This is a genomic window from Proteus sp. G2618 (genome assembly GCF_009915995.1).
Lineage (GTDB): Bacteria > Pseudomonadota > Gammaproteobacteria > Enterobacterales > Enterobacteriaceae > Proteus > Proteus terrae.
In genome coordinates, this window is sequence record NZ_JAABNI010000006.1 from 56,648 (window position 1) to 82,513 (window position 25,866).

The 25,866-nt window shown below is 32.0% G+C and carries 24 protein-coding genes; 5 read left to right on the forward strand and 19 right to left on the reverse strand.

Annotated features, from left to right (window positions below):
* Positions 1 to 32: 32 nt before the first annotated feature.
* Both GWJ01_RS02690 and cpxP read right to left on the reverse strand, forming a co-directional pair.
* A protein-coding gene (locus GWJ01_RS02690; protein WP_161710658.1) for an IS3 family transposase occupies positions 33 to 1,243 on the reverse strand; the annotation gives its coding sequence in 2 pieces (ribosomal slippage) (positions 33 to 901 and positions 901 to 1,243; 1,212 coding nt in all).
* A 191-nt stretch (positions 1,244 to 1,434) separates the two neighbouring features.
* Positions 1,435 to 1,947: a cell-envelope stress modulator CpxP gene (cpxP, locus tag GWJ01_RS02695; RefSeq protein ID WP_161710659.1), complete on the reverse strand. Its 513-nt coding sequence runs from the start codon at positions 1,945 to 1,947 to the stop codon at positions 1,435 to 1,437.
* Positions 1,948 to 2,158: 211 nt separating this feature from the next.
* Here cpxP and cpxR point away from each other — a divergent pair, with 211 nt between their 5' ends.
* Positions 2,159 to 2,857, forward strand: coding sequence for an envelope stress response regulator transcription factor CpxR (cpxR, locus tag GWJ01_RS02700; protein WP_023583423.1), 699 nt, complete (start codon positions 2,159 to 2,161; stop codon positions 2,855 to 2,857).
* 12 nt (positions 2,858 to 2,869) lie between these two features.
* Positions 2,870 to 4,261 (forward strand): envelope stress sensor histidine kinase CpxA, encoded by a 1,392-nt coding sequence (gene cpxA, locus GWJ01_RS02705; RefSeq protein WP_088494095.1) that lies wholly within the window; start codon positions 2,870 to 2,872, stop codon positions 4,259 to 4,261.
* A gap of 284 nt (positions 4,262 to 4,545) precedes the next feature.
* Here the strand turns inward: cpxA and GWJ01_RS02710 are convergent, their stop codons facing one another.
* From GWJ01_RS02710 to rfbA, 12 genes are all read right to left on the reverse strand, one after another.
* Positions 4,546 to 5,544 carry a hypothetical protein gene (locus GWJ01_RS02710; RefSeq protein WP_202611078.1) on the reverse strand — a complete coding sequence of 333 codons (999 nt, stop codon included), beginning with the start codon at positions 5,542 to 5,544 and terminating at the stop codon, positions 4,546 to 4,548.
* 3 nt (positions 5,545 to 5,547) lie between these two features.
* Positions 5,548 to 6,081: an acyltransferase gene (locus GWJ01_RS02715; RefSeq protein ID WP_161710660.1), complete on the reverse strand. Its 534-nt coding sequence runs from the start codon at positions 6,079 to 6,081 to the stop codon at positions 5,548 to 5,550.
* Positions 6,078 to 7,934 (reverse strand): asparagine synthase (glutamine-hydrolyzing), encoded by a 1,857-nt coding sequence (gene asnB, locus GWJ01_RS02720; protein ID WP_161710661.1) that lies wholly within the window; start codon positions 7,932 to 7,934, stop codon positions 6,078 to 6,080. The genes GWJ01_RS02715 and asnB overlap by 4 nt, the downstream gene beginning before the upstream one ends.
* Positions 7,935 to 7,946: 12 nt before the next feature.
* The gene (locus GWJ01_RS02725; RefSeq protein ID WP_161710662.1) at positions 7,947 to 8,948 is read right to left on the reverse strand and encodes a glycosyltransferase; all 1,002 of its coding nucleotides are present in this window, start codon (positions 8,946 to 8,948) and stop codon (positions 7,947 to 7,949) included.
* Positions 8,949 to 10,028 (reverse strand): glycosyltransferase, encoded by a 1,080-nt coding sequence (locus GWJ01_RS02730; protein WP_161710663.1) that lies wholly within the window; start codon positions 10,026 to 10,028, stop codon positions 8,949 to 8,951.
* A gap of 8 nt (positions 10,029 to 10,036) precedes the next feature.
* The gene (locus GWJ01_RS02735; RefSeq protein WP_161710664.1) at positions 10,037 to 11,098 is read right to left on the reverse strand and encodes an EpsG family protein; all 1,062 of its coding nucleotides are present in this window, start codon (positions 11,096 to 11,098) and stop codon (positions 10,037 to 10,039) included.
* A gap of 27 nt (positions 11,099 to 11,125) precedes the next feature.
* Positions 11,126 to 11,947 carry an NAD-dependent epimerase/dehydratase family protein gene (locus tag GWJ01_RS02740; RefSeq protein WP_161710665.1) on the reverse strand — a complete coding sequence of 274 codons (822 nt, stop codon included), beginning with the start codon at positions 11,945 to 11,947 and terminating at the stop codon, positions 11,126 to 11,128.
* Between the two features lie 89 nt (positions 11,948 to 12,036).
* A complete protein-coding gene (locus tag GWJ01_RS02745; protein WP_161710666.1) occupies positions 12,037 to 13,116 on the reverse strand; it encodes a polysaccharide pyruvyl transferase family protein in 1,080 nt (359 codons plus the stop codon).
* A gap of 11 nt (positions 13,117 to 13,127) precedes the next feature.
* Entirely contained in the window at positions 13,128 to 14,528 is a 1,401-nt protein-coding gene (locus GWJ01_RS02750) for a Coenzyme F420 hydrogenase/dehydrogenase, beta subunit C-terminal domain (RefSeq protein WP_161710667.1), read from the reverse strand.
* 72 nt (positions 14,529 to 14,600) lie between these two features.
* Positions 14,601 to 16,121, reverse strand: a complete 1,521-nt coding sequence (locus tag GWJ01_RS02755) for an oligosaccharide flippase family protein (protein WP_161710668.1) — start codon at positions 16,119 to 16,121, stop codon at positions 14,601 to 14,603.
* A gap of 56 nt (positions 16,122 to 16,177) precedes the next feature.
* Positions 16,178 to 16,726, reverse strand: a complete 549-nt coding sequence (rfbC, locus tag GWJ01_RS02760) for a dTDP-4-dehydrorhamnose 3,5-epimerase (RefSeq protein WP_161710705.1) — start codon at positions 16,724 to 16,726, stop codon at positions 16,178 to 16,180.
* Positions 16,726 to 17,625 (reverse strand): glucose-1-phosphate thymidylyltransferase RfbA, encoded by a 900-nt coding sequence (rfbA, locus tag GWJ01_RS02765; RefSeq protein WP_161710669.1) that lies wholly within the window; start codon positions 17,623 to 17,625, stop codon positions 16,726 to 16,728. The genes rfbC and rfbA overlap by 1 nt, the downstream gene beginning before the upstream one ends.
* 1,235 nt (positions 17,626 to 18,860) lie before the next feature.
* On the opposite strand from rfbA, the gene GWJ01_RS02770 reads away from it, so the two are divergent.
* Together GWJ01_RS02770 and trmL are read left to right on the forward strand one after the other, a co-directional pair.
* Complete coding sequence (locus GWJ01_RS02770) at positions 18,861 to 20,027, forward strand: nucleotide sugar dehydrogenase (protein ID WP_161710670.1); 1,167 nt, start codon at positions 18,861 to 18,863, stop codon at positions 20,025 to 20,027.
* A gap of 11 nt (positions 20,028 to 20,038) precedes the next feature.
* Positions 20,039 to 20,542: a tRNA (uridine(34)/cytosine(34)/5-carboxymethylaminomethyluridine(34)-2'-O)-methyltransferase TrmL gene (gene trmL, locus GWJ01_RS02775; RefSeq protein ID WP_109409881.1), complete on the forward strand. Its 504-nt coding sequence runs from the start codon at positions 20,039 to 20,041 to the stop codon at positions 20,540 to 20,542.
* Positions 20,543 to 20,614: 72 nt separating this feature from the next.
* Here the strand turns inward: trmL and GWJ01_RS02780 are convergent, their stop codons facing one another.
* The 5 genes from GWJ01_RS02780 to GWJ01_RS02800 all read right to left on the reverse strand — a co-directional run bounded on the left by GWJ01_RS02780 (position 20,615) and on the right by GWJ01_RS02800 (position 24,077).
* Positions 20,615 to 21,172 carry a serine acetyltransferase gene (locus GWJ01_RS02780; RefSeq protein ID WP_161710671.1) on the reverse strand — a complete coding sequence of 186 codons (558 nt, stop codon included), beginning with the start codon at positions 21,170 to 21,172 and terminating at the stop codon, positions 20,615 to 20,617.
* Complete coding sequence (gene cysE, locus GWJ01_RS02785; protein WP_088494105.1) at positions 21,172 to 21,993, reverse strand: serine O-acetyltransferase; 822 nt, start codon at positions 21,991 to 21,993, stop codon at positions 21,172 to 21,174. The genes GWJ01_RS02780 and cysE overlap by 1 nt, the downstream gene beginning before the upstream one ends.
* 90 nt (positions 21,994 to 22,083) lie before the next feature.
* Positions 22,084 to 23,100, reverse strand: a complete 1,017-nt coding sequence (gene gpsA / locus GWJ01_RS02790) for an NAD(P)H-dependent glycerol-3-phosphate dehydrogenase (protein ID WP_161710672.1) — start codon at positions 23,098 to 23,100, stop codon at positions 22,084 to 22,086.
* Positions 23,100 to 23,570: a protein-export chaperone SecB gene (gene secB / locus GWJ01_RS02795; protein ID WP_006534205.1), complete on the reverse strand. Its 471-nt coding sequence runs from the start codon at positions 23,568 to 23,570 to the stop codon at positions 23,100 to 23,102. The genes gpsA and secB overlap by 1 nt, the downstream gene beginning before the upstream one ends.
* Before the next feature lie 69 nt (positions 23,571 to 23,639).
* The gene (locus GWJ01_RS02800) at positions 23,640 to 24,077 is read right to left on the reverse strand and encodes a rhodanese-like domain-containing protein (RefSeq protein WP_023583406.1); all 438 of its coding nucleotides are present in this window, start codon (positions 24,075 to 24,077) and stop codon (positions 23,640 to 23,642) included.
* A gap of 359 nt (positions 24,078 to 24,436) precedes the next feature.
* On the opposite strand from GWJ01_RS02800, the gene rimO reads away from it, so the two are divergent.
* Positions 24,437 to 25,765: a 30S ribosomal protein S12 methylthiotransferase RimO gene (gene rimO / locus GWJ01_RS02805; RefSeq protein WP_099659486.1), complete on the forward strand. Its 1,329-nt coding sequence runs from the start codon at positions 24,437 to 24,439 to the stop codon at positions 25,763 to 25,765.
* Positions 25,766 to 25,866 lie beyond the last annotated feature (101 nt).

The window sequence follows — 25,866 nt, forward strand, 5'->3', positions numbered from 1 at the left end:
AGTGACTAGTCCTGATATAGGTTGACAGCTTTTCAGGCATAAAACGCTCGATGTACTTCATCGGGCGTTTTATAGTTTAACGATAAGTGTGGTCGTTTTTCATTATAGAGTTGAATTGATTCTTCTACTAATTTTCTCGCTTGTTCCAAATTACTCGGTTTTATCAGTAGATACTCCATTTTTAATATTCCATTAATTCGTTCCGCTAAAGCATTTTGATAACAATCATACCCATCAGTCATAGAACATTGAATATTATGCTCTTTATGTATCTCCTGATATTCCGAAGAACAATACTGTATCCCTCGATCTGAATGATGGATTAACGAAGTTGTCGAAGTCTGTTTTTTTAACGCCTGAACCAACGATTTCTTCACTGAACTTGTTTTCATATTGTCATCTAAATGATATCCCACGATTTTTCGTGAATATGCATCCGTAATTAAACTCAAATAAGTATCACCTTCATGCGTCGATAAATAGGTAATATCTGCCACCCAAAGCTGTTCTGGTTGTGTGGGGATAAACCCTGACTTAATTAAATTTGGATGCCGATGAAAACGATGATGGCTTAAGGTTGTTCGATGATAAGCCCGTTTATTAGGCACCAGTAACTGATGTTCTTTCAATAAAGAAAATAGCCGATCACGACCAATAACCATCTGTTTTTGCTTTAAAATAAAATGTAATTTACGCCCACCCAGTCGAGGTTGTAAGACTCGTTCAGATTTAACAACGTCAATAATGGCTGAATCGGCTTTCTTTCGTTCCTCAGTTCTATCCAGTCTCTTGTAATAAGCCTGTCGGCTGATCTGCATAAAACGACAAGCAATTGTTACGGTGAGGTTTTTAACCGTTTTTTCTTTAATAACTCGGCTTTGCGCTTTTTTGACAAACGAACTCCAAAGTCTCTATCCATGACTTTAACCACAGCTTCGAAAAAATCGGATTTAAGCCGAGCTTCTTCAAGTTCCTTTTCAAGGATCTTAATGCGTTGTTCCCGCGTTTGTTGTTCAGAAGATTGGGTCATAGCTGAACCTCTATAAAAAGTATCAGGGGTACCGTTTGACCAATCTAACCTACCATGCTTACGAAGCCAAACTAAAACAGTAGAGCATCCTTGTATACCATAGTGATCTTGAGCTTGTTTATAGGTTAATTCACCTTTTTCAACTTGGTCAACAAGCTGTAATTTAAAAGCGAGAGAATAATCGCGTTGAGTTCGTTTAGTGATTGGTTTCATTACACTCTCCAATTTCAGATTGGAAAAGTGTCAACCTTATTTAGGATGGGTCAAAGGGCAAAAAAAAGCCCCTCTCCAGAGGGGCTGCAAAAGACAGGGATGGTGTCTATGGCAAGGAAAAAACTTCGTTGTTGCTACTTACTCTCTAACTAGGTACATCTTTACTACACTCTTACTCAACTACTTACTAATTAGTTACGTGTGTCAAAATCTGACATTTGCTGTTGGTAATTCTTTTCCAACTGCGCTTTCTGTTCTGGGGTTAACAACTGATACATCTGATTATGGACTTTTGCCATTTCTACATGGCGTTCAATTGCTTGTTTGTCCATATCTTGCATTTGTGCTCTTACTGCTGCTTCATCAAATTGAGATGCTGTCACTAATTTGTGCATATTCTCATGACGTTGACGGTAATTTCCGTTATATCTGTCTTGATGATGCTGGCGCATTAAATCGCGCATTTGAGTACGCTGTTGCTCAGTTAATGTGATACCGTTAAACATACGTGATTCGGCATAACCGCGCTGTCCGCGGTGGCCTCGGTAATCACGGTCACCATGCATACCATAGCCATAATCACAGTGATAATTGCCATTATATTGTTGCTCAGTAGGCGGATTAGTGTTGGCTGTTTCGGCTAACACGACCGACGGAGCTGCTAAAAACATTGATGCTAGTGCAACTACTGCTACTTTACGCATTGCTTCACTCCTAATTCGGTAAATTAATACCGACTAAATTAATACGAACTCAATGTGCATAATTCATATATATAATTCATATGTGTAATTCTTTGCTATGTGGATTACTATACCGTTGCGGCTGCAAACTAGCGTCAGAGCGTGTAAAAGAACGTAAAGTCATAGATTCGCGCTATTTATTATCGTATTTTTCTCTTGGAGGAATTGACGAATGCATAAAATCTTATTAGTGGATGACGATCGCGAATTAACATCGCTATTGAAAGAACTGCTTGAAATGGAAGGCTTTAATGTTGTAATCGCCTCTGATGGCGAACAAGCACTTAAACTTTTGGATGCTTCTATCGACCTGTTATTACTGGATATTATGATGCCACGTAAAAACGGGATTGAGACACTCAAAGAGTTACGCCAAAATTTCCAGACCCCTGTCATTATGTTAACGGCAAGAGGCAGTGATCTTGACCGAGTACTCGGCTTAGAGCTAGGTGCTGATGACTATTTACCAAAACCTTTTAATGATAGAGAACTGGTTGCTCGTATTAGGGCTATTTTGCGTCGTTCTAATTGGAGCGAACAAAAACAGACCGACAGCAATACATCTCCAACATTACAGGTCGATAAATTACAACTTAATCCTGGTCGCCAAGAAGCAAGTTTTGATAATGAACCGCTAGAGTTAACAGGAACGGAGTTTACTTTACTTTATTTACTTGCTCAGCATTTAGGGCAAGTCGTATCACGCGAACATCTAAGCCAAGAAGTCCTTGGTAAACGCTTAACGCCGTTTGATAGAGCGATTGATATGCATATTTCTAATTTACGCCGTAAATTACCAGAAAGAACAGATGGACAACCTTGGTTTAAAACTTTACGTGGCCGCGGTTATCTGATGGTTTCAATAACTTGATAAATATTCTTTATGATAAATAGTCTGTCAGCGCGCATTTTCGCAATATTCTGGCTGACGCTAGCATTAGTTCTCGTGCTAGTTATGATGGTTCCAAAGCTGGACTCGCGCCAGCTTACTCCTCTTTTAGAGAGTGAATACCGTCAAGGTGTTATGCTAGAACAACATATCGAAGCTGAATTAGCTCAAGATCCCGCTAACGATCTCCTTTGGTGGCGTCGATTAATTCGTGCCATTGATAAATGGGCCCCCCCTGGTCAGCGCTTAATTATTGTTACGAGTGAAGGCCGTATCATTGGTGCTCAACGTAATGAGATGCAGGTTGTCAGAAACTTTATTGGTCAATCTGATAACGCAGATCACCCTAAAAAGAAAAAATACGGTCGTTCTGAGATGTTAGGGCCATTCTCTGTCAGAGATGGTGAAGATCATTACCAACTTTACCTCGTACGTCCTTCAAGTAGCCCTCAATCTGACTTTATCAACTTATTATTTGATAAGCCGTTATTGCTACTGATATTCACCATGCTTATCAGCACACCATTATTAGTATGGCTTTCTTGGAGCTTAGCGAAACCTGCAAGACAGCTTAAAAATGCAGCTGATGATGTCGCAAAAGGCAACCTACGCCCTCATCCTGAACTAGAGACTGGCCCGCAAGAGTTTTTAGCCGCAGGTACTAGCTTTAATCAGATGATAAGCGCACTCGAACGTATGGTTGAAGCACAACAACGCTTAATTTCTGATATTTCTCACGAGTTACGAACACCATTAACACGCTTACAATTAGCAAGCGCACTGTTACGTCGTCGTAGTGGAGAAAGTAAAGAACTAGAACGCATTGAAACTGAAACTCAACGCCTTGATGGCATGATTAATGATTTACTAGTTCTTTCACGCAACCAACATAAAAACGAGTTATTGCGCGAAACAGTAAAAGCCAACGAGCTGTGGGATGACATTTTAGATAATGCTAAGTTTGAGGCTGAACAGAGTAATAAAACGCTACAAGTGACAACGCCTCCGGGAGCATGGCCTATCTACTGCAATCCATATTCACTTGCTAGTGCATTTGAAAATATTGTTCGTAATGCCCTACGTTACTCAAATTCTCGCATTGAGGTTGCATTTACTGAACAAAACCAAGGTATCACGATTATTGTTGATGATGATGGCCCAGGTGTTAGCCCAGAAGATAGAGAGCATATCTTCCGACCTTTCTATCGTACTGACGAAGCAAGAGATCGTGAATCAGGTGGAACCGGCTTAGGATTAGCTATTGTAGAAACAGCCGTAAGTCAACATCGAGGCCATGTTAAAGCCGATGACAGCCCATTAGGTGGGTTGAGGGTTGAGATTTGGTTGCCAAGGGCAGGTGCTGGTAATAAATCACCAACTGCTTAATAGAGTAATTAAACTGTTGTATCAAAATATTCTGCCACCTATTGAAGAATAGGTGGCATATTCTTTTTGTTAGCATTTGTTGATGTAATTCAGAATGATCTAGCTGAATCGACCCTTATTCCAGTATTTATATATCTACACTCCACATCTGTTCACAAATAGGATCATTAATGATGAATGTCTTATAGTGAAAAAAATTGATTATAATGTATAAATTAGTGATATCGACTATAAAAACCATAAACAGACTAAAAAATCTAGTCAAATAAAAATTTATTGTTTTTTCAATCAATAAATAAGCTTCTTAACCAATGATCAATATGTTGTTCTCTTATATTTAAATTTAGATCTTCTTTAATAAAAATAAATTCGTTAAGCTTGTTAATATTTATATCTTCAATTCTATTTCTATCAAAACACATAATAAATTTATCATCATAAAAATATTCTACTTTGATATTATCGTTTGTTGTAAGTATTTTCTTTCCCTTGCCTAAAGTTTCAATAGTACGCATTGTTAATCCGTTTTGTCCTGAACTATGCACATCCAGTATCACAGAACTATTATTCATTATTTTTTCAACTGTACTATAGTCTAAGGCATCAAATGAGACATCTGATATATTTACATTTGCCCATTTTTTACTAAGAAATTTATTAAAAAAGAAAAGTCTTTTACTTGGACAGTAAAAAAATTTAAATGTTTTTTTACCATTAAGTATACTAAATATTTTATTAACAACTTCATATCTATCACCATGAAGCGTTCCAATAAATGACAAATCATATTGTTCAGAAGAATGCTTTATATTATTTCCTGTCGAATAAAATAATGGTTTATATGATAATTTATATTCTTCGCAATCTATATGATCAAAACTCCAAACATGATTTGCATATTGTAGTAATTTTTTATTCTGCGGTTTGTTTTTTATTGAATCCCAAAGGTAATATATAATCTTTATCTTTTTTTTACGTAGTTTTTTTACAAACCATACAGGAGTTGCTTCTGGATTTATTATTAATACAGTATCAATAAAATTTTCAATTATTTTTTTAAAAATATAATTATAATATGAATATGTCAGAAGGAAGCTAAGAGGAGAAATATTTATTCTCAATCCAGCCTTAATAAAAAATGTATTACTCGGCCTTTCATTTAAACATATATAATCATCACAAATTTTAGATAATGATTTCTCTAGATTATTAGAATAGTTAAATACTGAAGGAACCAGCATCAACACTTTATTCTCTATTTTTTGATTCAAAAAGTCAGCCATAATTTATCTAGTTTTAATGATCCGTCCAGGTGAGCCAACAATTACTGAATTATCGGGAAAAGAACCTTTTATTGTTGAATTTGCACCGACAATGCAGTTATTACCTAACTTTGTTCCAGCTTGAATAACAACACCATATCCTATAAAACAATTTTCACCAATATAAGTGTTATTAACTTTTGTTGGTTGCTCATGAATAGGTAATGAAATATTTTCATATGTATGATTAGTATCAGTAATAAATACATTAGCAGAGATTAACGTACCTTTAGATATAATAATACTACTTGAACATATTATATGAAATGATTGTCCAATAGAAGTATTCTCATCTATTATTAACTTACCATTTTTATGTACTTCAATTCTAGCATGAGGAAAAATCCTAACTCTGCGACCTAAAAATACTTTTTTGGTACCCAATAAAAATATAGGCTTTCCAATATACGAATAAAGTCCAATACTTCCAAAAAAAGGTTTAAGCAAGACAGCTCTGATACACCAAAAAAATTTATAAAAATATTGAATTTTAATCATAATGATACTTTATTATGTTCTGCCCAAATTAGAAATAAAACTATGCCAAATAGACGATCTGTATGTTCTTTACCATTCAAATGATCATCAAACATTTTGGTATAGAAATGATAATTAATTATATCCGATCGTGAGTTCAATACATCACCAAACAATTCCTTCCATTTCCCTGTTCTGATCATCATACCTAATGGTAGGTTAAATCCTAATTTCCGTTGAAAATCGAATTCATTAGGTAATATTTTTTTTGATATATCTTTCAATAAAAATTTTTTCATTCCATTTCTAATTTTAAAATTATCAGGAACTTCATTAAATGCAAATTCAATTATTCTATAATCAAGAAGAGGAGCCCTAGCCTCGATAGAATTAAGCATTGAGCATCTATCACTTTTAACTAAGATACTATCTCTTAAATAATGGTTAAAGTCCGAAACACTACAATTTTTCAAAATAGATCGTTTAACATTTTCATTATTTATTCCCCAGTTATCATTTTCCCAACAATTAGGATCTATATTAGGTAATAATTTCAATAACCGAGTTTCATCATAAAAAGATCTTATATTTGGAACATTAACACTTAAATCATATTCCAATGATTTTATCCAATTTCTATATTTTGAGTTTAGTGGTAGTAAATTTCTAAAGGCTTTAATAGGCATTAAATTAAATAAATTTTGATAACGTTTTTTTATATTATCTAATTTTTGCATTCTTTCATAATGTTTATAACCACCAAATAGTTCATCTCCACCATCACCTCCTAAAGCAACTTTACAATATTTAGAAACTTCATAATTTACCAAATACGTAGGAAGTAGTGAAGAGTCATTTATTGGTGTATCAATGCTCTTGGCAATTTTTAAAAATAAGTCAGGTGAAATATTTACACCTTCAATCTCTGTATGTTCAGTACCAAAATAATTAGCAACTAATCTTGCGCTTTCTGATTCATCAAACTGACTGTAACCAGGAAATTTGACCGTAAAGGTTTTCACTTGTCTGGTATGTGTGCTAGCAATTGCAGTTAGCATGCTTGAATCAACACCACCACTTAATAAAATCGAAGCAGGAACATCACACCTTAATTGAAGTTTAACAGCGTCATTAATTAAATATGATAATTTTTCATAAAGATAATTATGATTAGAATTTTCTTTTTGGCCGATAGTAAGATCCCAGTACCTTATCGTATTTTGTTCAAGCTTATTATTTAAATGTATAGTTCTAATTGTACCTGGCTCTAATGAAAAAACATTACTTATCCAGCAATCATTATTTCCTGTAACATAACCATGTTGAAAATAATTAAAAAGAGAATTCTTATTCAGTTTTTTGGGTATATTAGATAAAGCTAATAGTGCTTTTAAATCAGATGAAAAATAAAATCTTTCATCATAATTAGAGTAGAACAAAGGTTTTTCCCCAGCCCTATCTCGACATAAAACAACTTTATTATTTATTGAATCATAGATTGCAAAAGCGTATGCACCATTCAATCTATCAAAATAACTTTCACCAAATAAATTATACCCTTGTAATATAACCTCTGTATCGGATTGACTCAAAAATGATACACCACATTTAATTAACTCATCTCTTAATTCAACATAATTATATATTTCACCGTTAAATGTAATTGAATTTCCATTTCTGACCATTGGTTGGTGTCCAAGTTCAGATAATTCAACAATAGAAAGTCTTACATGTCCAAAATTTACTTTTTGACATGGAGATGTCCACACTCCCATCGAATCTGGACCACGATATCTCATAATAGATAAAGCTGGTTTTAGATCGATAAGCTGAACATTATTTTCTTTTGATATATAGCCAAGAATACCACACATAGCATCACCGTATTAATATGGCTCCACGCCAAATTTTTTAATAATTGTACATATAATTCTGAATATTTTTGGATATTTCAGCATTAAGTCTAACATTCTGTATTTGAAATTTATTTTAACATTATTATTCTTATTTAATTTATAGTTAAAATAATTAGATAACATATTGTAGTTTGAAATATATTCGCTGAAATCGTTTGTCCTAAAGGCATTTAATACACAGATATATCGAATATGCCTCTGTAATGCCATATACAAAAATTTCATTTGCTCATTAGATAATTTTGAATCAAAAAATGATTCCTGTTTTTTTAAAAGATCTATTGCTGATAATATATTTTTTTCACTAAAGCTTCTTGAATAGCTACCTTGTCTAAATCTAGAAATAATTAATATATCAGGGATAATTAATGCAACATCTGCGTGATAAGCACAAGTTCTACTAAATAATATGTCTCTTCCATGCATCCTATCTGGTAAAAAAATAATATCATTATCTATGATAAGTTGCTTCTTAACACATTTATTCCAACAAACCCCACTAATTCCTTTAGGCTGAAAAGATGACATCAAAATATCTTTTTTATAAAGCTCATGCCGCTGATAATTAGATTTATATATAGTTTTATTCTCTAAGAAATTTTTAAATTCATAACCAAAATTTATTATATCATATTTTCTTTTAGAAATTTCAGAATATAAAATATATAAAAGACTATCTAAGAATATATCATCTGAATCTAGATATACAAAATATTCCCCAGTAGAAAATTTCATTGCATAATTTCTAGCAACATTAGGGCCAGAATTATTTTGATATAGGATCCTAAAACGATGATCAGTTCTAGTGAATTCTGAAATGATTTTTTTAGTATTATCTGTAGAACCATCATCAATCAATAACACTTCAAAATTTCTATAAGTCTGATTGGATATACTATATAAGGTATCCAGTATAAACTCTTGAGCATTAAAAATAGGCACTATAATAGAAAATTTAATATTCTCATCCACTTATAATACCTCAATCCATTGTTTAATAATTTCATCTTCATGAAATTTTTTACTTGTATTTAGTGCATTTTTTTTCATATTAATTAACTGCTCTGAGTCATATACACTCTGAATATAATTACAAAACTGATCAATATCATTATCACTGCATAGGAAGCCATCAAAACTATGAGTAATGACTTCAGATGGTCCAACTAACGATTTATTACTTATAACTGGAACAGAATATGACATAGCTTCAGTCATAGTCATTGAAAAGGATTCACTCTTCGATGTAATAATATACAGTGATGCTTTTTTATAGAATTCATACACTTCATTTGTTGCAGGATAAAAAATTACAGTATCATTTAATCCTAATTTTTTAGACAAGCTTTTAAGCTTATCTTGTTCGCTACCATCACCTACAATCCAAAATATAACATTTATCTTCAAATCTTGTATTTTTTTTGCAATTTTTAAAAAATTTTCTATTTGTTTAACAGGCTCTAACCTTGCAACAGTTAAGCAAACAAACTTATCATTAAGATTTATTTTCCATTGTTTATCATCATCAAAATTAGTTGTAGAATTATAAATAATTGTGGAATCTAAATTAATATTCTTAAAACTATCATGACCATTTTGGGTTTGAGTAATTATTCTTTTAACTTTACTATATGCCCACTTTCTTAAAAAACAAATAAGCTTTCCATGACTATTATAACTACTATGCTCACTAGCAATTAAGTTCCTCATATTAAACCCTAGGAAATTAAGTATAATTGTAGTGATAGGATGAGTACTTATATTTGTACAATTTTCATTTAAACTAGTATTATTTTTTCTTAGTTTATAACAAGAATATAATGTAGTAAGTTTATACTTTCTATCTGTAAACTTATATTCACTTACATATTCTAAGCAAACAAGTTCAGACATGGGATACAACGGTTGTAAATTTGTCTTATGTAAAGAATATATTGTTACTTTATATCCATTTTTAGATAATGCATTTGCAAGGTTTATAGAAAATCTTTCTATTCCCCCTTTTAAAGTTATATCTAAAACGAATAAATTAATATTTTTTTTAATTTTCATATTTAAATTCAAATAAAATTAATTATATATTGATATTTAGGTAGCGATGCATAAGTGAATAATTTATAGGATAAAATAACAGATAATATAGTTATATAGAAAACTTTATTTGTCATATATTTTGTATTCACCAGTATATATACGACTAATATTGATTCAAAAATAATAAAATAACTTGATAATCTTACAGTTATATCTTGAAATAAAGGATAATTTATTAAATATAGAAAAAAACCGAAAATATAAATAAAAAATATTTTTTTTATAAAAAGATCATTCTTAAAATTAAATCGAGTAAGTATAAATACAAATACTATTGGGTATAATCTTCGAACGATACCAATAAGATATGCCTCAAAAGAAAATTTATTATAACCTTCAGATAAATACATATTAGCACCTCTTATATTTAAAGTGTGTGCCAATATCTCAATAAATTGTTTAGAGATTAATATCCATAAAAAAGAAATTAGAATCATAAAAATTATTGAGTAAATATTAAAATATCGTTCTAAATTAAAGTTTAGCAATGGCCAAAATATAAGTGCAATTATTGCTGTTTTATGAAAAAGTGTAGCTAAAATAACAGAAAATAAAAATTTATATTTATATTTTCTCATTGCATAATAACCAGCAAGCATAACAATAGAAAGAGCAATACCTTGTCTTAATCCGCTAAGATTAAAATATAGATATATATCACTATAAATAATGATAAAAGTTACAATAATTAACCCTGTACCTAAGAATTTATAAATTGCATAAAAATAAAAAAACAAAGAAAAAATTGCACAAAACAATAAAAAAGCATCAAAATTAGAGTAAATATATTTAAAAAATACATTAAAGATATAAAACCCTGTTTCTATATCACCTTTAAAGGTATTTATATTATTAAATATATTTAAATAATTAGCCGTATCTTGACCTACATCCCCCCTTAAACCGGAAAAAAGAGCAACAATAGTAAACGAAATACATACTGGTATCATTCTTTTTTTGAATAAATTTAAATATTCACAGAAAGATAATAAAATCAATGCGAAAAATACAATAAAATATGGTATCAAGTGGAAACCTCTATTTATGGATTTAGGCTATTTCATATCATTTTTCAAATCAAGTAATACTTTGTAATTCTTTATCATTGATTCCATATCACTAAGGACACACCTTGGATTATACTCAATTAAATTTTTAATTTTTTCGATATTAATTTTATTAAAGAAATCTATATCATTAGCTACGTGCCATTTTATTTCGCAATTAGTGTTTTTAATCAAAACCTCAGCAAGTTGTTTTGCTGAAATATTTCTACCAAATGCGATGTTAATAATGCCAGTAACTTCTTTCTGAATTAACTCTAAAGTAGAGTTAACAACATCTCCAACATACACATAATCTTTTTCATATTCTTCAGTTACATACATATTAACAATGCCTTTATTCAAAGCATCACGTATAATAGAGGGTAAAAATAAATTACTTTCAATTGCTGCACCATAAACATTACTTGGCCTGACAATCAGACATCTTCTATTACTCTTTAAACATAATTCTTCGGCTGTTAATTTTGATAAATTAAATAATCGTCTCGCATCAGTTATTGATATTGTAATATCTGAGTTTTCAGATGATTTATTATCACCTACATATACTCGAGTAGAAGATAGATAAGTTAATGATTCAAATCTAGCTTGATATAACACCCTATTCAATAGGGCAAGATTAGCATCTACAACATTATAGGGATCTTCTTGGCAGTTACCATAACCAGCTGCATATATAACATGCCCCAAATTTTTTAAAAAAATAGATTTATCATCACGCTTAGGTATATAAACTTCATGTCCCTGTATTCTAAGTGTCTTAACAAATTCAGAACCAATAAAACCACGACCACCAAATATAGTATACATTATATAAAAGTCTCTTTTATCTTATAATAAGTTAACTATGATTATAGTATAATAGCCATATGAGTATTAGTCATATAAATTAAAATATCCTATATAAGGTTATTTTTTAAAAAGTCTATGGAGTAATCTTTTAAAGATTTTATTTTACTATTTACCATTTCCCAATCAATATCAGTATTAGTATTCTTCTCAGAATATCCATCAATCAAAATTCTATCTTCCAATCCAAAAAGACTTAATAAAGAAAGAAATCTATCAGCACCTCTTTTATTATTTATAATACAATTAAATGGCTTATTAAAGATAATACAAAAAACACAACCATGAAAAGAATCAGTTATAATATACTCTGAATTATATATATTCCCAAGCCAATCCTCCATACTTAAAACATTAGTAGATAAATTTCCATCGCTTACTTTTTTTACAGAATATTGTTTGATTTCTGCGATATTAGATACTATTTCTTCTTTTTCATTAGTATTATCTAATATGTATGCAAATAATTCCTTTTCTTTTTTCTCATATTCATTAGAACTAATTAAATTTATATAATAATTTTTATCAATAACCATCGTAGGATCTAGTACATGAACAGCATCTACTCCAAAAGTATTTTGGCATATTTTTATACCACTTTTTTCACGCACTGAAATTTTTCTAAATTTTTTTAAGTTATCACTATGATATTTTATTTTTTCTACATCACCTAAAAACTTGTCACCGCCAAATGATGCTGCATAAGATAATTTGATAATATTTTTATTTAAAAAACCAAGAGAATAAACATTTTCAAAATTAGAATATCCCAACTTTGCAAAGACCTGATCGCTACCTACAATACATGCATCAAATTTATTTGACAAAAAATATTTATATAATTCCTTACTATTATATATATTCTCACTTCTAGGGTTAATTTCTAAATTAATAAATTGCCTCAAACTATAATTTTTTTTAGTCAAAATTGAATTACGATATTTTTTTATAAAAAATAACATGTACTTTTTTACTATATATTTCATTAATGACTTAGAATATTTTTCACTTTGAAAGTTAATCAACACAGGTTCGTGACCTAAGTCAGACAACAACTTCATTAATGCGTATGCTTGAATAATCCCACCATAATTATTAATTAATGGAAATGTGATAACTGCTATTCTCATTTAAATGAACCTTATTTAACTATTTTATTTATTAAATATTTAACCAAACCTTTTATGCCTTTATTTTGAATGGCCATGCATGTATATAGTATCTTATATTTCCTATTTATCTTCTCCATATTACTTATAAAATAATCTATATCATTCATTTTAACAGCTTCCTCATAATAGGAATGAGATTTACTTGCTATTTTTATTCTCATATCTTGAACAAGCCCTCTTAAAAAAGAAATATTATTCTCTGGTTTAACTCTTAAGTGAGGATACCATTTTCCTTTCTTATTTAATTTGAATAGTCGATATGAAAGTTCATCATGTGTATGTCTATAATGAGCAGCTTGAGATTGAAATATTTTATTAGTATCTATTGACTGGAAATTTACTCTTTTATCTTTTATTGCATTCTGGATAATTTTATGAATTACATTATTTCTTACGATAACAATATTATTTCCTAAACTATCTTTTGAATATTCAGGTAACCAAGCATCGCCAATAACAATATCAGCAGTTTCATTAAAAACATCATCGGTAAAATCTGAAGCAATTGGTTTAAAATACCCTAATCCCCAATTTTGCCCATGCAATTTATTTTTAGGTACTATTACTGTTTTCATTTCACCATTAATTAATCCGGTCATCTTTATTGCATATTTATCAGCAGGGAAGTCGTCTAATTTATACCTAAAATCTATATTTTTCATATCTCCAGGTTGAATACCTACCTGCCATCCCATAAAATCAGCAAACTTTGTACTTTTTTGATGACCACAGATTAATCCAACTGTAAAAATGATTCTATCATTGAAAATTGGTTCCTCTTGACACAACAACCTAACTGCTTTAATAAAACTTGGTATACCAACAATTGCATATTTTCCTGCATTTTCTTTTACTACTTCTAAAACTTTTGATAATTCGACAGGATAATATTTTGTCTTGGCTCCTTCTTTTATTTCTTTGATACTTTTTGAAATTTGATATTCGAAGAGGATTGAAGAATCTGAATCATTTTTTTCTTTAACATGAATAACGCCATCAATATAATTATTTTCAAGTAATTCTTTTAATATCCATGTCCCAACACCTCCAGAACTTGCATTTCTTCTATAATCCCCTTCTAATACATGCCCTGCATATAAAGATATATAATATCCAATCCTCTTATCATATAAGCATCCTTCCTGATTTGAGTATAACTTATTGGAAATGACATTTTCATTTATATCTTTATTTAAATATGGCGACACTTTTTCTACGATCAATGATAATTCAGTATCTTCAGTATCTCCGATTACTTCTTCATATAGTCCTTTATCATTCATCTTTATTTTTATTTTATTTTCTACTAATGAAGTAACTCCACTTACCTCACTAAAAACTTTTTTACTATTAAATTCTTTTACATTCATTCTGATTCACTCAAATTTAATTTTAACGATAATTATTACATTATTATTTTATATACATAAATTATATAATAATTATTTTCTATATTTGTTTTTTATATACACTACCAATTGGCTTACTATATTTTTCTCATAGCTATTCATTATAAAGCCATATGAGCACAGAAATATAAAAATTACTGAAAAAGATATAAACAACATTAATGAATATATTGATGTAATATTAAATTGGCTCTTAATTATATAGATAATAGAAAATAAAATCGTCATCGGAATAAATATTTTCATTATATCCACCCAGAATTTTTTTATATTTAATCCTAATTTTAAATAATACATATTCATTATAATTCCATTCAATAGAAAAAATGCCATTGAAATAGAAACAGCAACTCCCCAATATCCATAATTTCTCACTAATATTAAGGAAAGAAAAATTGTAAGTATAGCCATAATAGTTGCTGTAATGGATCTAAATGCAAATTTATTCTTTGCTTGTAAAATACTTAGTCCTAAATTTTGTATTAATGGTATTGAAAGAGGAATCATAATAATTATAGTTAAATAATATGCATCTTCGTAAGCATGACCAGCCCAATAATATATGAATTCTTTTCCAAAAATAATAAAGCCAAGAACAACCATAAATATAATAAAAGATTGTAATCTCCCTACTTTTATCATTTCAAAAGTTAATTCATTATTAGTAACACCTTTAGATATCATTTTTGATATTTTAGGTAACATTACACCACTAATAGCTGTTGATAACATTATAAATGTTGTGTTAAATAATATCGATATTGAATATATAGCAACACTTTCAGTTCCTTTATATGAACCTATAATTAATTGCCCAAAATTCCAATTCACTTGATCAACTATTAGAGCTAAAAATATAAACATGGAGTATTTGAAAACAAGTCTAAATACTTTAAAATTAAAATCACAAATACTAAATTTAATATTTATTATTTTTTTATAATAAATATAATGTAGAAGCATAAAAATAACATTAATAACAGATACAATTAAAATCATTGCAACCACACGATAATTAAAATGAATTGCACCTATTATCAATAAAGGTATAGATAAAGAACGAAAAATACTTAATATCTTTATAAAAGTAAACTTCTCATATGCAGTTAGAATAGATCTATAAATATTTAAAGGAATCATTAATGATATATTAATAGCTAAAATAATTAATAAAACTTTTAAAGTATCAATTTCATTTTTTGTCATTGCATCAGAAAAAATAAAATCTATATTTTGATACAATAAAAACATAACTATAATAGATGCTATACTAATAGTAATGTATGATAATTTTATTGTCCCATACAAAATTTGTTGTTGTTTTTTTTCATTTTTTTCCAAATAATTAGATGTAAAAATAACTATTGCATTTCCAAATCCAAAATCTAAAATAGCCAAATAAGTTAAGATTGTTATTGCCAAGGAATAAAGGCCATATTCTGACTGGCCTAAGTATCGTAAAATAAATGGTGTATACGCTAACATAACAAATGTATTTAAAAAAATATTCAAATATGTTAGGGCAACCCCCATTTTTCTTTCATTTAATTTCATTATTTGACCCAATAATAATGATATATAGTTAGAATGAATTTCTTTAAAAAACTATTTCATTTTAATATATTTCTTCTTATTGTTTCAAAGCTTGGTTGACTTAAATCTTTTTTAGAAAGAATAGGATTTTTTATAGGCCAATCTATATTAATATCTTTGTCATTCCAAAGAATCCCAGCTTCATCATTAGGATCATAATAGTCTGTACATTTGTATTGAAAATCAACAGTATCACTAAGTACTGCAAATCCATGAGCAAATCCAGGAGGAATATAAAATTGTTTTTTATTTTCCTCACTCAAAATAACAGATGCATACTGGCCAAAAGTACGAGAATTAACTCTCAAATCAACAGCAACATCAAAAACAATACCCCTTGTTACGCTGACTAATTTTCCTTGTGGTTTTGTTTTTTGAAAATGTAATCCTCTTAAAACATTTTTAATAGATCTTGAACGGTTATCTTGAACAAATTTTTCTTTTATTCCTAATAAGCTAGAATACCTATCTTCATGATAAGTTTCTAGAAAAAAACCACGATCATCGCCAAAAACTCTAGGTTCAATAATAAAACAATTCTCAATATTTGTTTGTATTACTTTAATCATTTATTTGCCTTTAAAGAATCAATAAGTATGTCATTTTCTAACAAAGATAATAGATATTTACCATAATCATTTTTACTCATTAAATTTGAACGATTATATAATTCATCATCACTTAACCATTTTTGAGACCAAGCTATTTCTTCTAAACAAGCAACTTTTAATCCTTGCACATTTTCAATCGTTTGTACAAAAGATGATGCTTCATGCATACTTTCATGAGTACCTGTATCTAACCAAGCAAATCCTCGACCCAATAGTTCAACTTTCAAAGATTTATTTTCAAGATACATTTGATTAATAGACGTTATTTCTAGCTCACCTCTATGTGATACTTCAACTCTTTTGGCATAATCTATCACTTTATTATCATAAAAATATAACCCTGTTACAGCCCAGTTGGATTTAGGCTCTTGTGGTTTTTCTTCTAAACTAAGCACTTGATAATTATTATCAAATTCAACAACACCAAAGCGTTCAGGATCTTTTACATGGTAGCCAAAGATAGTTGCTCCATTTAAATTATTAGCAATATTTCTCAAAGTTCGACTAAAAGATTGACCATAAAAAATATTATCTCCTAATACTAAACAAACACTTTCTGTGCCAATAAATTCTTCCCCAATAATAAACGCTTGTGCTAATCCTTCTGGTTTAGGCTGTATCGCATATTGGATAGAAATACCAAATTGAGAACCATCCTTTAATAATCGTTCAAAATTACTTTTATCTTCTGGTGTTGTTATAATTAAGATATCACGAATACCAGCTAACATTAGGATAGATAGCGGGTAATAGATCATAGGTTTATCATAAACAGGTAGTAACTGTTTTGAAACTCCCATGGTTATTGGATATAGTCTTGTTCCAGAACCACCAGCTAAAATAATGCCTTTCACTTTTTAACCTCTAATATATTTACCATTTTCTTAATGCAATCACTGATATAAACTATATTTTAAAGCATTAGCATTAATAGAATATGAAATAGAAAACCTATAAATATCTTATTGTAATCAGTAAGATATTTATAATTTATGTTTGAAAAAACAATAAATTTATTCTATATGATAACTATTTTTATTAATTCAAATAAAAATTTCAGGACACTCTACAGACTGATAAAAGTTTCATAAGAAAGCATACCAGAGCTGAATTAATATAATTTATACCTTAAACCATTATAAATAAGTTACAATATAACGGTTTGATACCAATAGGTTATCGAAAATTGTTATGTTTATCTTAGCATCATAAATTTTTATGATGCTAAGATAAACATAACACTAAGGACAAAGTAATTATTAATATAAAACTCCGTAATTATTTAATTAAATTTAAGATAGTTTGGTAGAAATAAATTTACACATATCACTTTTTTTTAAAAGTGATAACTAAAAACATTAATCTTTTCTAAACATTAACTACTATTGATTAGCCTAACTTTGCCTATTTAGCTCATAGCTACCGCACTAGGTTATGGCTCCCAGAGTACCATCAAGTAGTAAAAACATACTTATTGTATATAAGTATCACACTCAAAATACATAAATATTTTTTATTATTTTAAGATTTGTGCATGTAAATTTACTAAGTAAGTTAAAAGCGCTTAATAATATCACTAAACAAGAAGTGTGACCATCAAAGCAATTACCTTAAAGAATAGTCTTAAGATAAGAATAAGCTAAGATAATTAATTTAAATCATCAAATTATGACATTTAGCTAGCCGTTAAGGACACTCATCAAAAAGTTATCTATGTAATACAAAATAGATACATTAATGTTAAAAAATTTGTTAATACATTTCAGTTAGTTATATGAAGTACTCGTCAATAAGCTCATTAAAAAAGCTCTTTTGCTTAAAGGCACCTAAGAGTAAATCCATGTTGCTCTCGATTAAGGTATAATATCAAACATTATGCTAATTTATTATTTAGACTAAATTTCATATACCTACAAGGTAACAAAATTAGAAATAACACTATTAAAAACATGTGATTATGAAACACTCCATCAAATATACAATTTAAGCTAATAAACAAATCAAGAATAAACAGGTATACTTTTCACCCTTAAAAACAATTTATTGAATAGTAACCATTAATAAAATTTTATTATTAAGGAATAGTTTAATGAAAATCACAATCTCAGGTACCGGCTATGTCGGTCTATCTAACGGAATACTTCTTTCCCAAAACAACAAAGTTGTTGCGTTAGATATCAATAAAGAAAAAGTTGAATTACTGAACAAAAAAATCTCTCCAATTACAGATAAAGAAATTGAAGAGTTTTTAGCAACCAAAGAGCTCGATTTTACTGCAACTTTAGATAAAGAATTCGCTTACAAAGATGCTGAGTTTGTTATCATTGCCACACCGACCGATTACGATCCTAAAACAAACTACTTTAATACCTCTTCAGTAGAGTCTGTTATCCGTGATGTTTTAGAATATAATCCAAACACGACAATGATTATAAAATCAACCATTCCTGTTGGTTTTACGAAAGAAATGAGAGAAAAATATAATACGGATAATATTATTTTCTCTCCTGAATTCTTACGCGAAGGTCGCGCACTTTACGATAATTTATATCCATCTCGTATTGTTATTGGTGAACAATCAGAAAGAGCACAAAAATTTGCAGACCTTTTACAACAAGGCGCACTGAAAAAAGATATTGATGTTCTATTCACTGACTCCACAGAAGCAGAAGCCATCAAATTATTTGCTAATACTTATTTAGCACTACGTGTTGCTTACTTTAATGAGCTTGATAGCTATGCAGAATCTTACGGTTTGAACTCAAAACAAATCATCGAGGGCGTCTGTTTAGATCCGCGTATTGGTAACCATTATAATAATCCATCGTTTGGTTATGGTGGTTACTGCTTACCAAAAGACACTAAACAACTATTAGCAAACTATGATTCTGTTCCTAATAATATTATTAGTGCAATCGTTGAAGCTAACCGCACACGTAAAGATTTTATTGCAGACTCAATTATCGCTAGATCACCAAAAGTCGTAGGTGTTTATCGTTTAATTATGAAGTCTGGTTCTGATAATTTCCGCTCTTCTTCTATCCAAGGCATTATGAAACGCATTAAAGCCAAAGGTATTGAAGTGGTGATTTATGAGCCAGAGATGAAAGAAGAAACCTTCTTTAACTCAAGATTAGTTCGTGATTTAAATGAGTTTAAATCAATCTCTGATGTCATTATTACCAATAGAATGTCATCAGTGCTAAACGACGTTGAAGAAAAAGTTTATACTCGTGACCTCTTTGGTAACGACTAAATCTATTTCATATGCTCAATATCGTCTTATTTGAACCCGAAATTCCACCCAATACGGGTAATATTATTCGCCTGTGTGCTAACACAGGCTTTCATCTTCATCTAATCCAACCATTGGGTTTTACTTGGGATGATAAACGTCTACGCCGTGCAGGGCTTGATTATCGTGAATTTGCTGATATTAAGCAGCATCACGATTACTATGCTTTTTTAGAAAGTGAAGGCTTAAACCCTGATAATGCACAATCACCAACAGGTGCGCGTGTATTTGCGTTAACGACAAAAGGCACACCAACACATAGCAATGTGAGCTATCAAGATGGAGATTATCTCCTTTTTGGACCTGAAACTCGTGGTTTACCGCCTTATGTGTTGGATAATATGCCGACACAGCAGAAAATCAGAGTTCCAATGCTTGCTGATAGTCGTAGTATGAACCTGTCAAATACCGTTGCCGTTGTCGTTTTTGAAGCATGGCGTCAACTTGGTTATCCTGGTGCATTACTAAGAGACTGAAATGCAAAAAGCGCTGATCATAAATAATGACTAGCGCTTTTTTTAATTTCAAATGACTAAAAATCTAACTTATTACTCTGACGGTTTTCTGATTTCAGCAACGACTTTGGTGATATACCTACACCCTTCCCCCACATCCTTTAATACCAATGCGTGAGCACCAATCACAGCATTATCACCTATTTCTATCTCTCCGCCGATAATCGAAGAATTACAGCCAATATAAACATGGTTGCCAACTCGAATATCTGCTTTGCCATCTTTTTCTTTTACTCCAATGGTGACACCTTGCATTAATGTCACATTCTCACCTAGTTGACAGTAATTAGTCAGTACGATCCCTATGGGATGTGGTAATGAAAGGCCTTTACCTATGCGTGTTCTTAGTGAGATATCGTTGCAGTATTTACGATTATTTTTAGCACCGATACGAATACCAAGTTTTTTAAGAAAACGATTTTTAGAGAAATAAAAGAATTGGGCGACACGCCACCAAAAAAGATAACGCGAACGCTGGCAGAAAAAGACACGATGAAAAAGTCTTATCCAACTAAAAGGCTTGTTATCACCGATATATTCAGCGTGTAAACAAGCCTTAAGTTCAGAAAGTGTGACTTCAGTTAATGCCATTAAATACCATCACCGCATTCAAAACCGGGCACCACACCATTAAAGTGTTGATCCATATCGAGTGAAGGCTTGTCACTCGTCGGCTTACCGACAATACGGGCTGGAACACCGGCAACAGTAGTATGAGCAGGAACTTCATGTAGTACCACAGAGCCAGCACCAATTTTGGCACCACGGCCAATCTCAATATTGCCGAGTATTTTAGCACCTGCGCCAATCATTACACCTTCGCGTACTTTAGGGTGGCGATCGCCACAGGTTTTACCTGTACCCCCTAAAGTGACGGATTGTAGGATCGAAACATCGTTCTCTACGATAGCGGTTTCACCAATCACAATACCTGTTGCGTGATCAAGCATAATGCCATGACCAATGCGAGCGGCGGGATGAATATCAACCCCAAAAGTCACAGAAATCTGATTTTGTAGGTAAATAGCAAGAGCTTTACGATCTTGTCCCCATAACCAATGCGCTATGCGATAAGCTTGTAAGGCATGAAAACCTTTTAGATAAAGCAGAGGTGTGGAGTACTTATCAACTGCGGGATCGCGTAAACGAACGGCTGAAATATCATAAGCTGCTGATTCAATCATAGAATTATCACTACGATATGCTTCTTCAACAATCTCACGAACAGCAATCGCAGGCATAGTCTGGGTTGCCAGCTTGTTCGCCAGCATATAGCTTAAGGCACTGCCTAAGTTTTCATGCTTGAGTAATGTCGCATGGAAGAAACTAGCCAAAATTGGCTCGCAATCTGCCAAACATCTTGCTTCATCTTTAATATGATCCCAGACTCTTTTTAGTTCTTCTAGCGACATACTCACTCTCATTCTTTTTACATTGAAGCCTAAGTAAAAACTTAGGCTTCTTATGTTTAAAACAGAAATAAATAACTATCTAAAATAGACTTAGAAAAGATTGCTGTCTATCTCATTTTTCGTTGCACGGCCTAATAAAGATAATGCCGCTTCTTTGGCGTCTTTATGCTGGTATAAAATTTGGTAGATCTGCTCTGTGATAGGCATTTCAACACCGACTTGTTCGGCCAATGCACGAACTTCTTTGGTATTGCGATAGCCTTCAACGACCTGTCCTATTTTTTCTTGGGCAGTATCAACATCAAAACCTTGACCTAGCATCATGCCAAATCGACGATTACGAGATTGGTTATCGGTACAAGTTAAAACTAAATCACCTAAACCCGCCATTCCCATAAAAGTAGCTGCATCTGCGCCTAATGCTTTACCCAAGCGGCTCATCTCGGCAAGTCCACGGGTGATCAGCGCTGTACGCGCATTCGCACCAAAACCCATACCATCAGACATACCCGCACCAATCGCAATCACGTTTTTTACTGCGCCACCTAATTGCACACCGATAAAGTCAGGGTTTTTATAAACACGGAAACTTTTGCCACAATGGAAAAGCTGTTGAAGCTCTTCAGAGAACGTATTATCCGTTGATGCCACAGAAATCGCAGTAGGCAAACCAGCGGCAAGCTCTTTAGCAAAAGTAGGGCCTGATAAAACTGCTAGCGGGATTTCATTACCTAATACTTCACGCGCTACATCTTGCAACAAGCGACCAGTATGAGCCTCAAGTCCTTTTGTCGCCCAAACAACACGTGCATCCTGACGTAAAAAGGGTTTGATCTGTTGTAATACATCACCAAAAACATGGCTTGGGATCACAACAAGAATATTACGGCTGGCTTCAATGGCTTTTTGCAAAGAAGCTTCCATGTATAAACTATCAGGAAAGGAAACATCGGGCAGAAATGCCTGATTACAGCGTGCTTGTTCTAATGCAGCAACATGCTCAGGATCATGACCCCAAAGTACGACATCATGACCATTGCGCGCTAAGGTAATCGCTAAAGCGGTGCCGTATGAACCGGCACCGATAACTGTCATAGAAGCGTTCATTAAGCTTCTTCAGCCCCTTCATTAGCAGCATCAGTTTGTTGCTGTTGTAAATAGTTCATAAACAACGCATCAAAGTTAACAGGTGCTAAGTTCAGTTGTGGGAAAGTACCACGGCTAACTAAGTTAGTGATACATTCACGAGCGTAAGGGAACAGAACGTTAGGGCAATATGCACCTAAGCAATGTGCCAGTTGAGTGCCTTCGATACCTTCAACGGTAAAGATACCTGCTTGTTGAACTTCACACAGGAATGCTGTTTCGTTATCCATTGTTGCGGTTACAGTAACGCGCAGAATAACTTCATATACGTTTTCAGCTAAAGTATTAGAAGAAGTATCCAGATCTAATTTAACTTCTGGCTGCCACTCTTTTTGGAAAACTTGTGGGGCATTAGGCGCTTCAAAAGAGATATCTTTTGTATAGATACGTTGAATTTGAAAAGTCATCTCTTGGTTTTGCTGTTCTGACATAATAATCTTACCTTTTTATATCCTTATTAATTGAATAGCAGTAAGTATAGAACTCAATCTGCCCGCTCGTTACTTTTTACCTTTAGCCAGTGGTAAATTCTCACCACTCCAGCCTGAAAGACCATCTTTTAAGATAAAGACTTTTTCAAAACCGAGTTTAATTAGGCTTTCTGCAGGTTTTGCACCTTCAATACCTGATGGTGACACAACAATAACTGGCTGTGATTTATATTTCTCCAGCTCAGCAATATTATTATTTTTGATTTCAGAAGGCGTTAAATTGATAGAATCAATGATATGTCCTTTACGGAATTCATCACGGCTACGGATATCAACACACACCGCATTCTCTTTGTTTATCAAAGAAATCGCTTCTGTACGGGAAATATTTTTCGTCTTAGAAAAAAGCCCTTTAAAGGTCAATACAATGACCGCCACCAGCAACGCTACCCAAACAAAGCTTAACAGGGTGTGCCGGTTGAAAAATTGCATTACTTCTTGCAGCATAGGATGCAATCACTCTCGTTGGTTAAAAATAGTATCAAAGAGCCAAAGTATACCTTTGTCATGGCGCAATTACAGCCTATTCCTGCTTTTCTCTTTCTATTTTTGCGGAAAGTTTCTCAACAATCATTTTTTTTATTGACGGATTTATGTACCATTAGCGTCGGTTCCGTGAAAAATGATGAATTGAAAAGGCCTTACCTTTTTACTCTACAGGATCCCTCTTCAGGCAAGCTATTAATAAATCAGCATCCCTAATAGTGGCTACTTACGTATAAAATCTCCCATATTACGTAAGATTTATACCTGTCTGAGATACAACAACTATCTGTTATTTATTTAAAAGTATTGAGAACACGAGCATGTCGCAAACAAATCAAGTGCCTAAAATTGGATTCGTTTCATTAGGTTGTCCTAAAAATTTAGTGGACTCTGAACGTATCCTAACCGAACTGCGCACAGAAGGTTATCAAGTTGTTCCTACCTATAATGATGCTGATTTAGTCATCGTCAACACCTGTGGGTTTATTGACAGCGCAGTACAAGAATCGCTAGAAGCGATTGGTGAAGCACTCGATGAAAATGGTAAAGTTATTGTTACTGGCTGTTTAGGTGCAAAAGAGAACCAAATTCGTGAAGTGCACCCTAAAGTACTTGAGATCACAGGGCCCCATAGTTATGAACAAGTTTTATCTCATATTCACCACTATGTGCCAAAACCTGATCACAACCCTTTTCTCAGCCTTGTTCCTGAACAAGGTGTAAAATTAACGCCTCGTCATTATGCGTATTTAAAAATCTCTGAAGGTTGTAATCACCGTTGTACTTTCTGCATCATCCCATCAATGCGAGGTGATTTAGACAGTCGTCCAATTGGTGAAGTCTTAGGTGAAGCTAAAAGATTAGTTAATGCAGGAGTAAAAGAGTTACTTGTTATCTCTCAAGATACTTCTGCTTATGGTGTTGATACTAAACATCAAACGGGTTTTTGGGATGGAATGCCTGTCAAAACCAGTATGGTCAGTTTATGTGAACAACTGGCAAAATTAGGTATTTGGGTTCGCTTACATTATGTTTATCCATATCCACATGTTGATGATGTCATTCCTTTAATGGCAGAAGGTAAAATTCTACCTTATTTAGATATTCCTCTTCAGCATGCCAGCCCTAAGATTTTAAAACTGATGAAACGCCCAGGTGCTGTTGAGCGTACATTAGAGCGAGTAAAACGCTGGCGTGAAATTTGCCCGGAATTAACCTTACGTTCTACCTTTATTGTTGGTTTCCCGGGTGAAACAGAAGAAGATTTCCAAATGCTATTGGATTTCCTCAGCGAAGCTCGCCTTGATCGCGTAGGTTGCTTTAAATACAGCCCTGTTGATGGTGCGAAAGCAAATGAATTAGCCGATCAAGTACCTGAAGAAGTGAAAGAAGAGCGTTATCATCGCTTTATGCAATTACAGCAGCAAATTTCGACTGAACGCCTGCAAGAGAAAATCGGCAAAGTGTTGCTTGTTATGATTGATGAAGTGGATGAGGAAGGTGCAATTGGTCGTAGTATGGCCGATGCACCTGAGATTGATGGTGCTGTTTACCTCAATGAGCAATTTGATGTAGAACCAGGACAAATCGTTCGTGTTCTTATTGAACATGCAGACGAATATGATCTTTGGGGTACTATCGTCGAATAATCTCTCTCGCGGACAGCGTGATATTCTATTGCGCTGTCACACAGGATCCCTCTTTTTTACTCTCTCCTATTATTATTGCTTTATAATCTCTTATTAATTGA

Coding starts and splice junctions, on each gene's coding strand:
- cpxP (WP_161710659.1), bottom strand. CDS start 1,947: ATGCGTAAAGTAGCAGTAGTTGCACTAGCATCAATGTTTTTAGCAGCT.
- cpxR (WP_023583423.1), top strand. CDS start 2,159: ATGCATAAAATCTTATTAGTGGATGACGATCGCGAATTAACATCGCTA.
- cpxA (WP_088494095.1), top strand. CDS start 2,870: ATGATAAATAGTCTGTCAGCGCGCATTTTCGCAATATTCTGGCTGACG.
- GWJ01_RS02710 (WP_202611078.1), bottom strand. CDS start 5,544: ATGGCTGACTTTTTGAATCAAAAAATAGAGAATAAAGTGTTGATGCTG.
- GWJ01_RS02715 (WP_161710660.1), bottom strand. CDS start 6,081: ATGATTAAAATTCAATATTTTTATAAATTTTTTTGGTGTATCAGAGCT.
- asnB (WP_161710661.1), bottom strand. CDS start 7,934: ATGTGTGGTATTCTTGGCTATATATCAAAAGAAAATAATGTTCAGCTT.
- GWJ01_RS02730 (WP_161710663.1), bottom strand. CDS start 10,028: ATGAAAATTAAAAAAAATATTAATTTATTCGTTTTAGATATAACTTTA.
- GWJ01_RS02740 (WP_161710665.1), bottom strand. CDS start 11,947: ATGTATACTATATTTGGTGGTCGTGGTTTTATTGGTTCTGAATTTGTT.
- GWJ01_RS02745 (WP_161710666.1), bottom strand. CDS start 13,116: ATGAGAATAGCAGTTATCACATTTCCATTAATTAATAATTATGGTGGG.
- GWJ01_RS02750 (WP_161710667.1), bottom strand. CDS start 14,528: ATGAATGTAAAAGAATTTAATAGTAAAAAAGTTTTTAGTGAGGTAAGT.
- GWJ01_RS02755 (WP_161710668.1), bottom strand. CDS start 16,121: ATGAAATTAAATGAAAGAAAAATGGGGGTTGCCCTAACATATTTGAAT.
- GWJ01_RS02770 (WP_161710670.1), top strand. CDS start 18,861: ATGAAAATCACAATCTCAGGTACCGGCTATGTCGGTCTATCTAACGGA.
- trmL (WP_109409881.1), top strand. CDS start 20,039: ATGCTCAATATCGTCTTATTTGAACCCGAAATTCCACCCAATACGGGT.
- GWJ01_RS02780 (WP_161710671.1), bottom strand. CDS start 21,172: ATGGCATTAACTGAAGTCACACTTTCTGAACTTAAGGCTTGTTTACAC.
- cysE (WP_088494105.1), bottom strand. CDS start 21,993: ATGTCGCTAGAAGAACTAAAAAGAGTCTGGGATCATATTAAAGATGAA.
- gpsA (WP_161710672.1), bottom strand. CDS start 23,100: ATGAACGCTTCTATGACAGTTATCGGTGCCGGTTCATACGGCACCGCT.
- secB (WP_006534205.1), bottom strand. CDS start 23,570: ATGTCAGAACAGCAAAACCAAGAGATGACTTTTCAAATTCAACGTATC.
- GWJ01_RS02800 (WP_023583406.1), bottom strand. CDS start 24,077: ATGCTGCAAGAAGTAATGCAATTTTTCAACCGGCACACCCTGTTAAGC.
- rimO (WP_099659486.1), top strand. CDS start 24,437: ATGTCGCAAACAAATCAAGTGCCTAAAATTGGATTCGTTTCATTAGGT.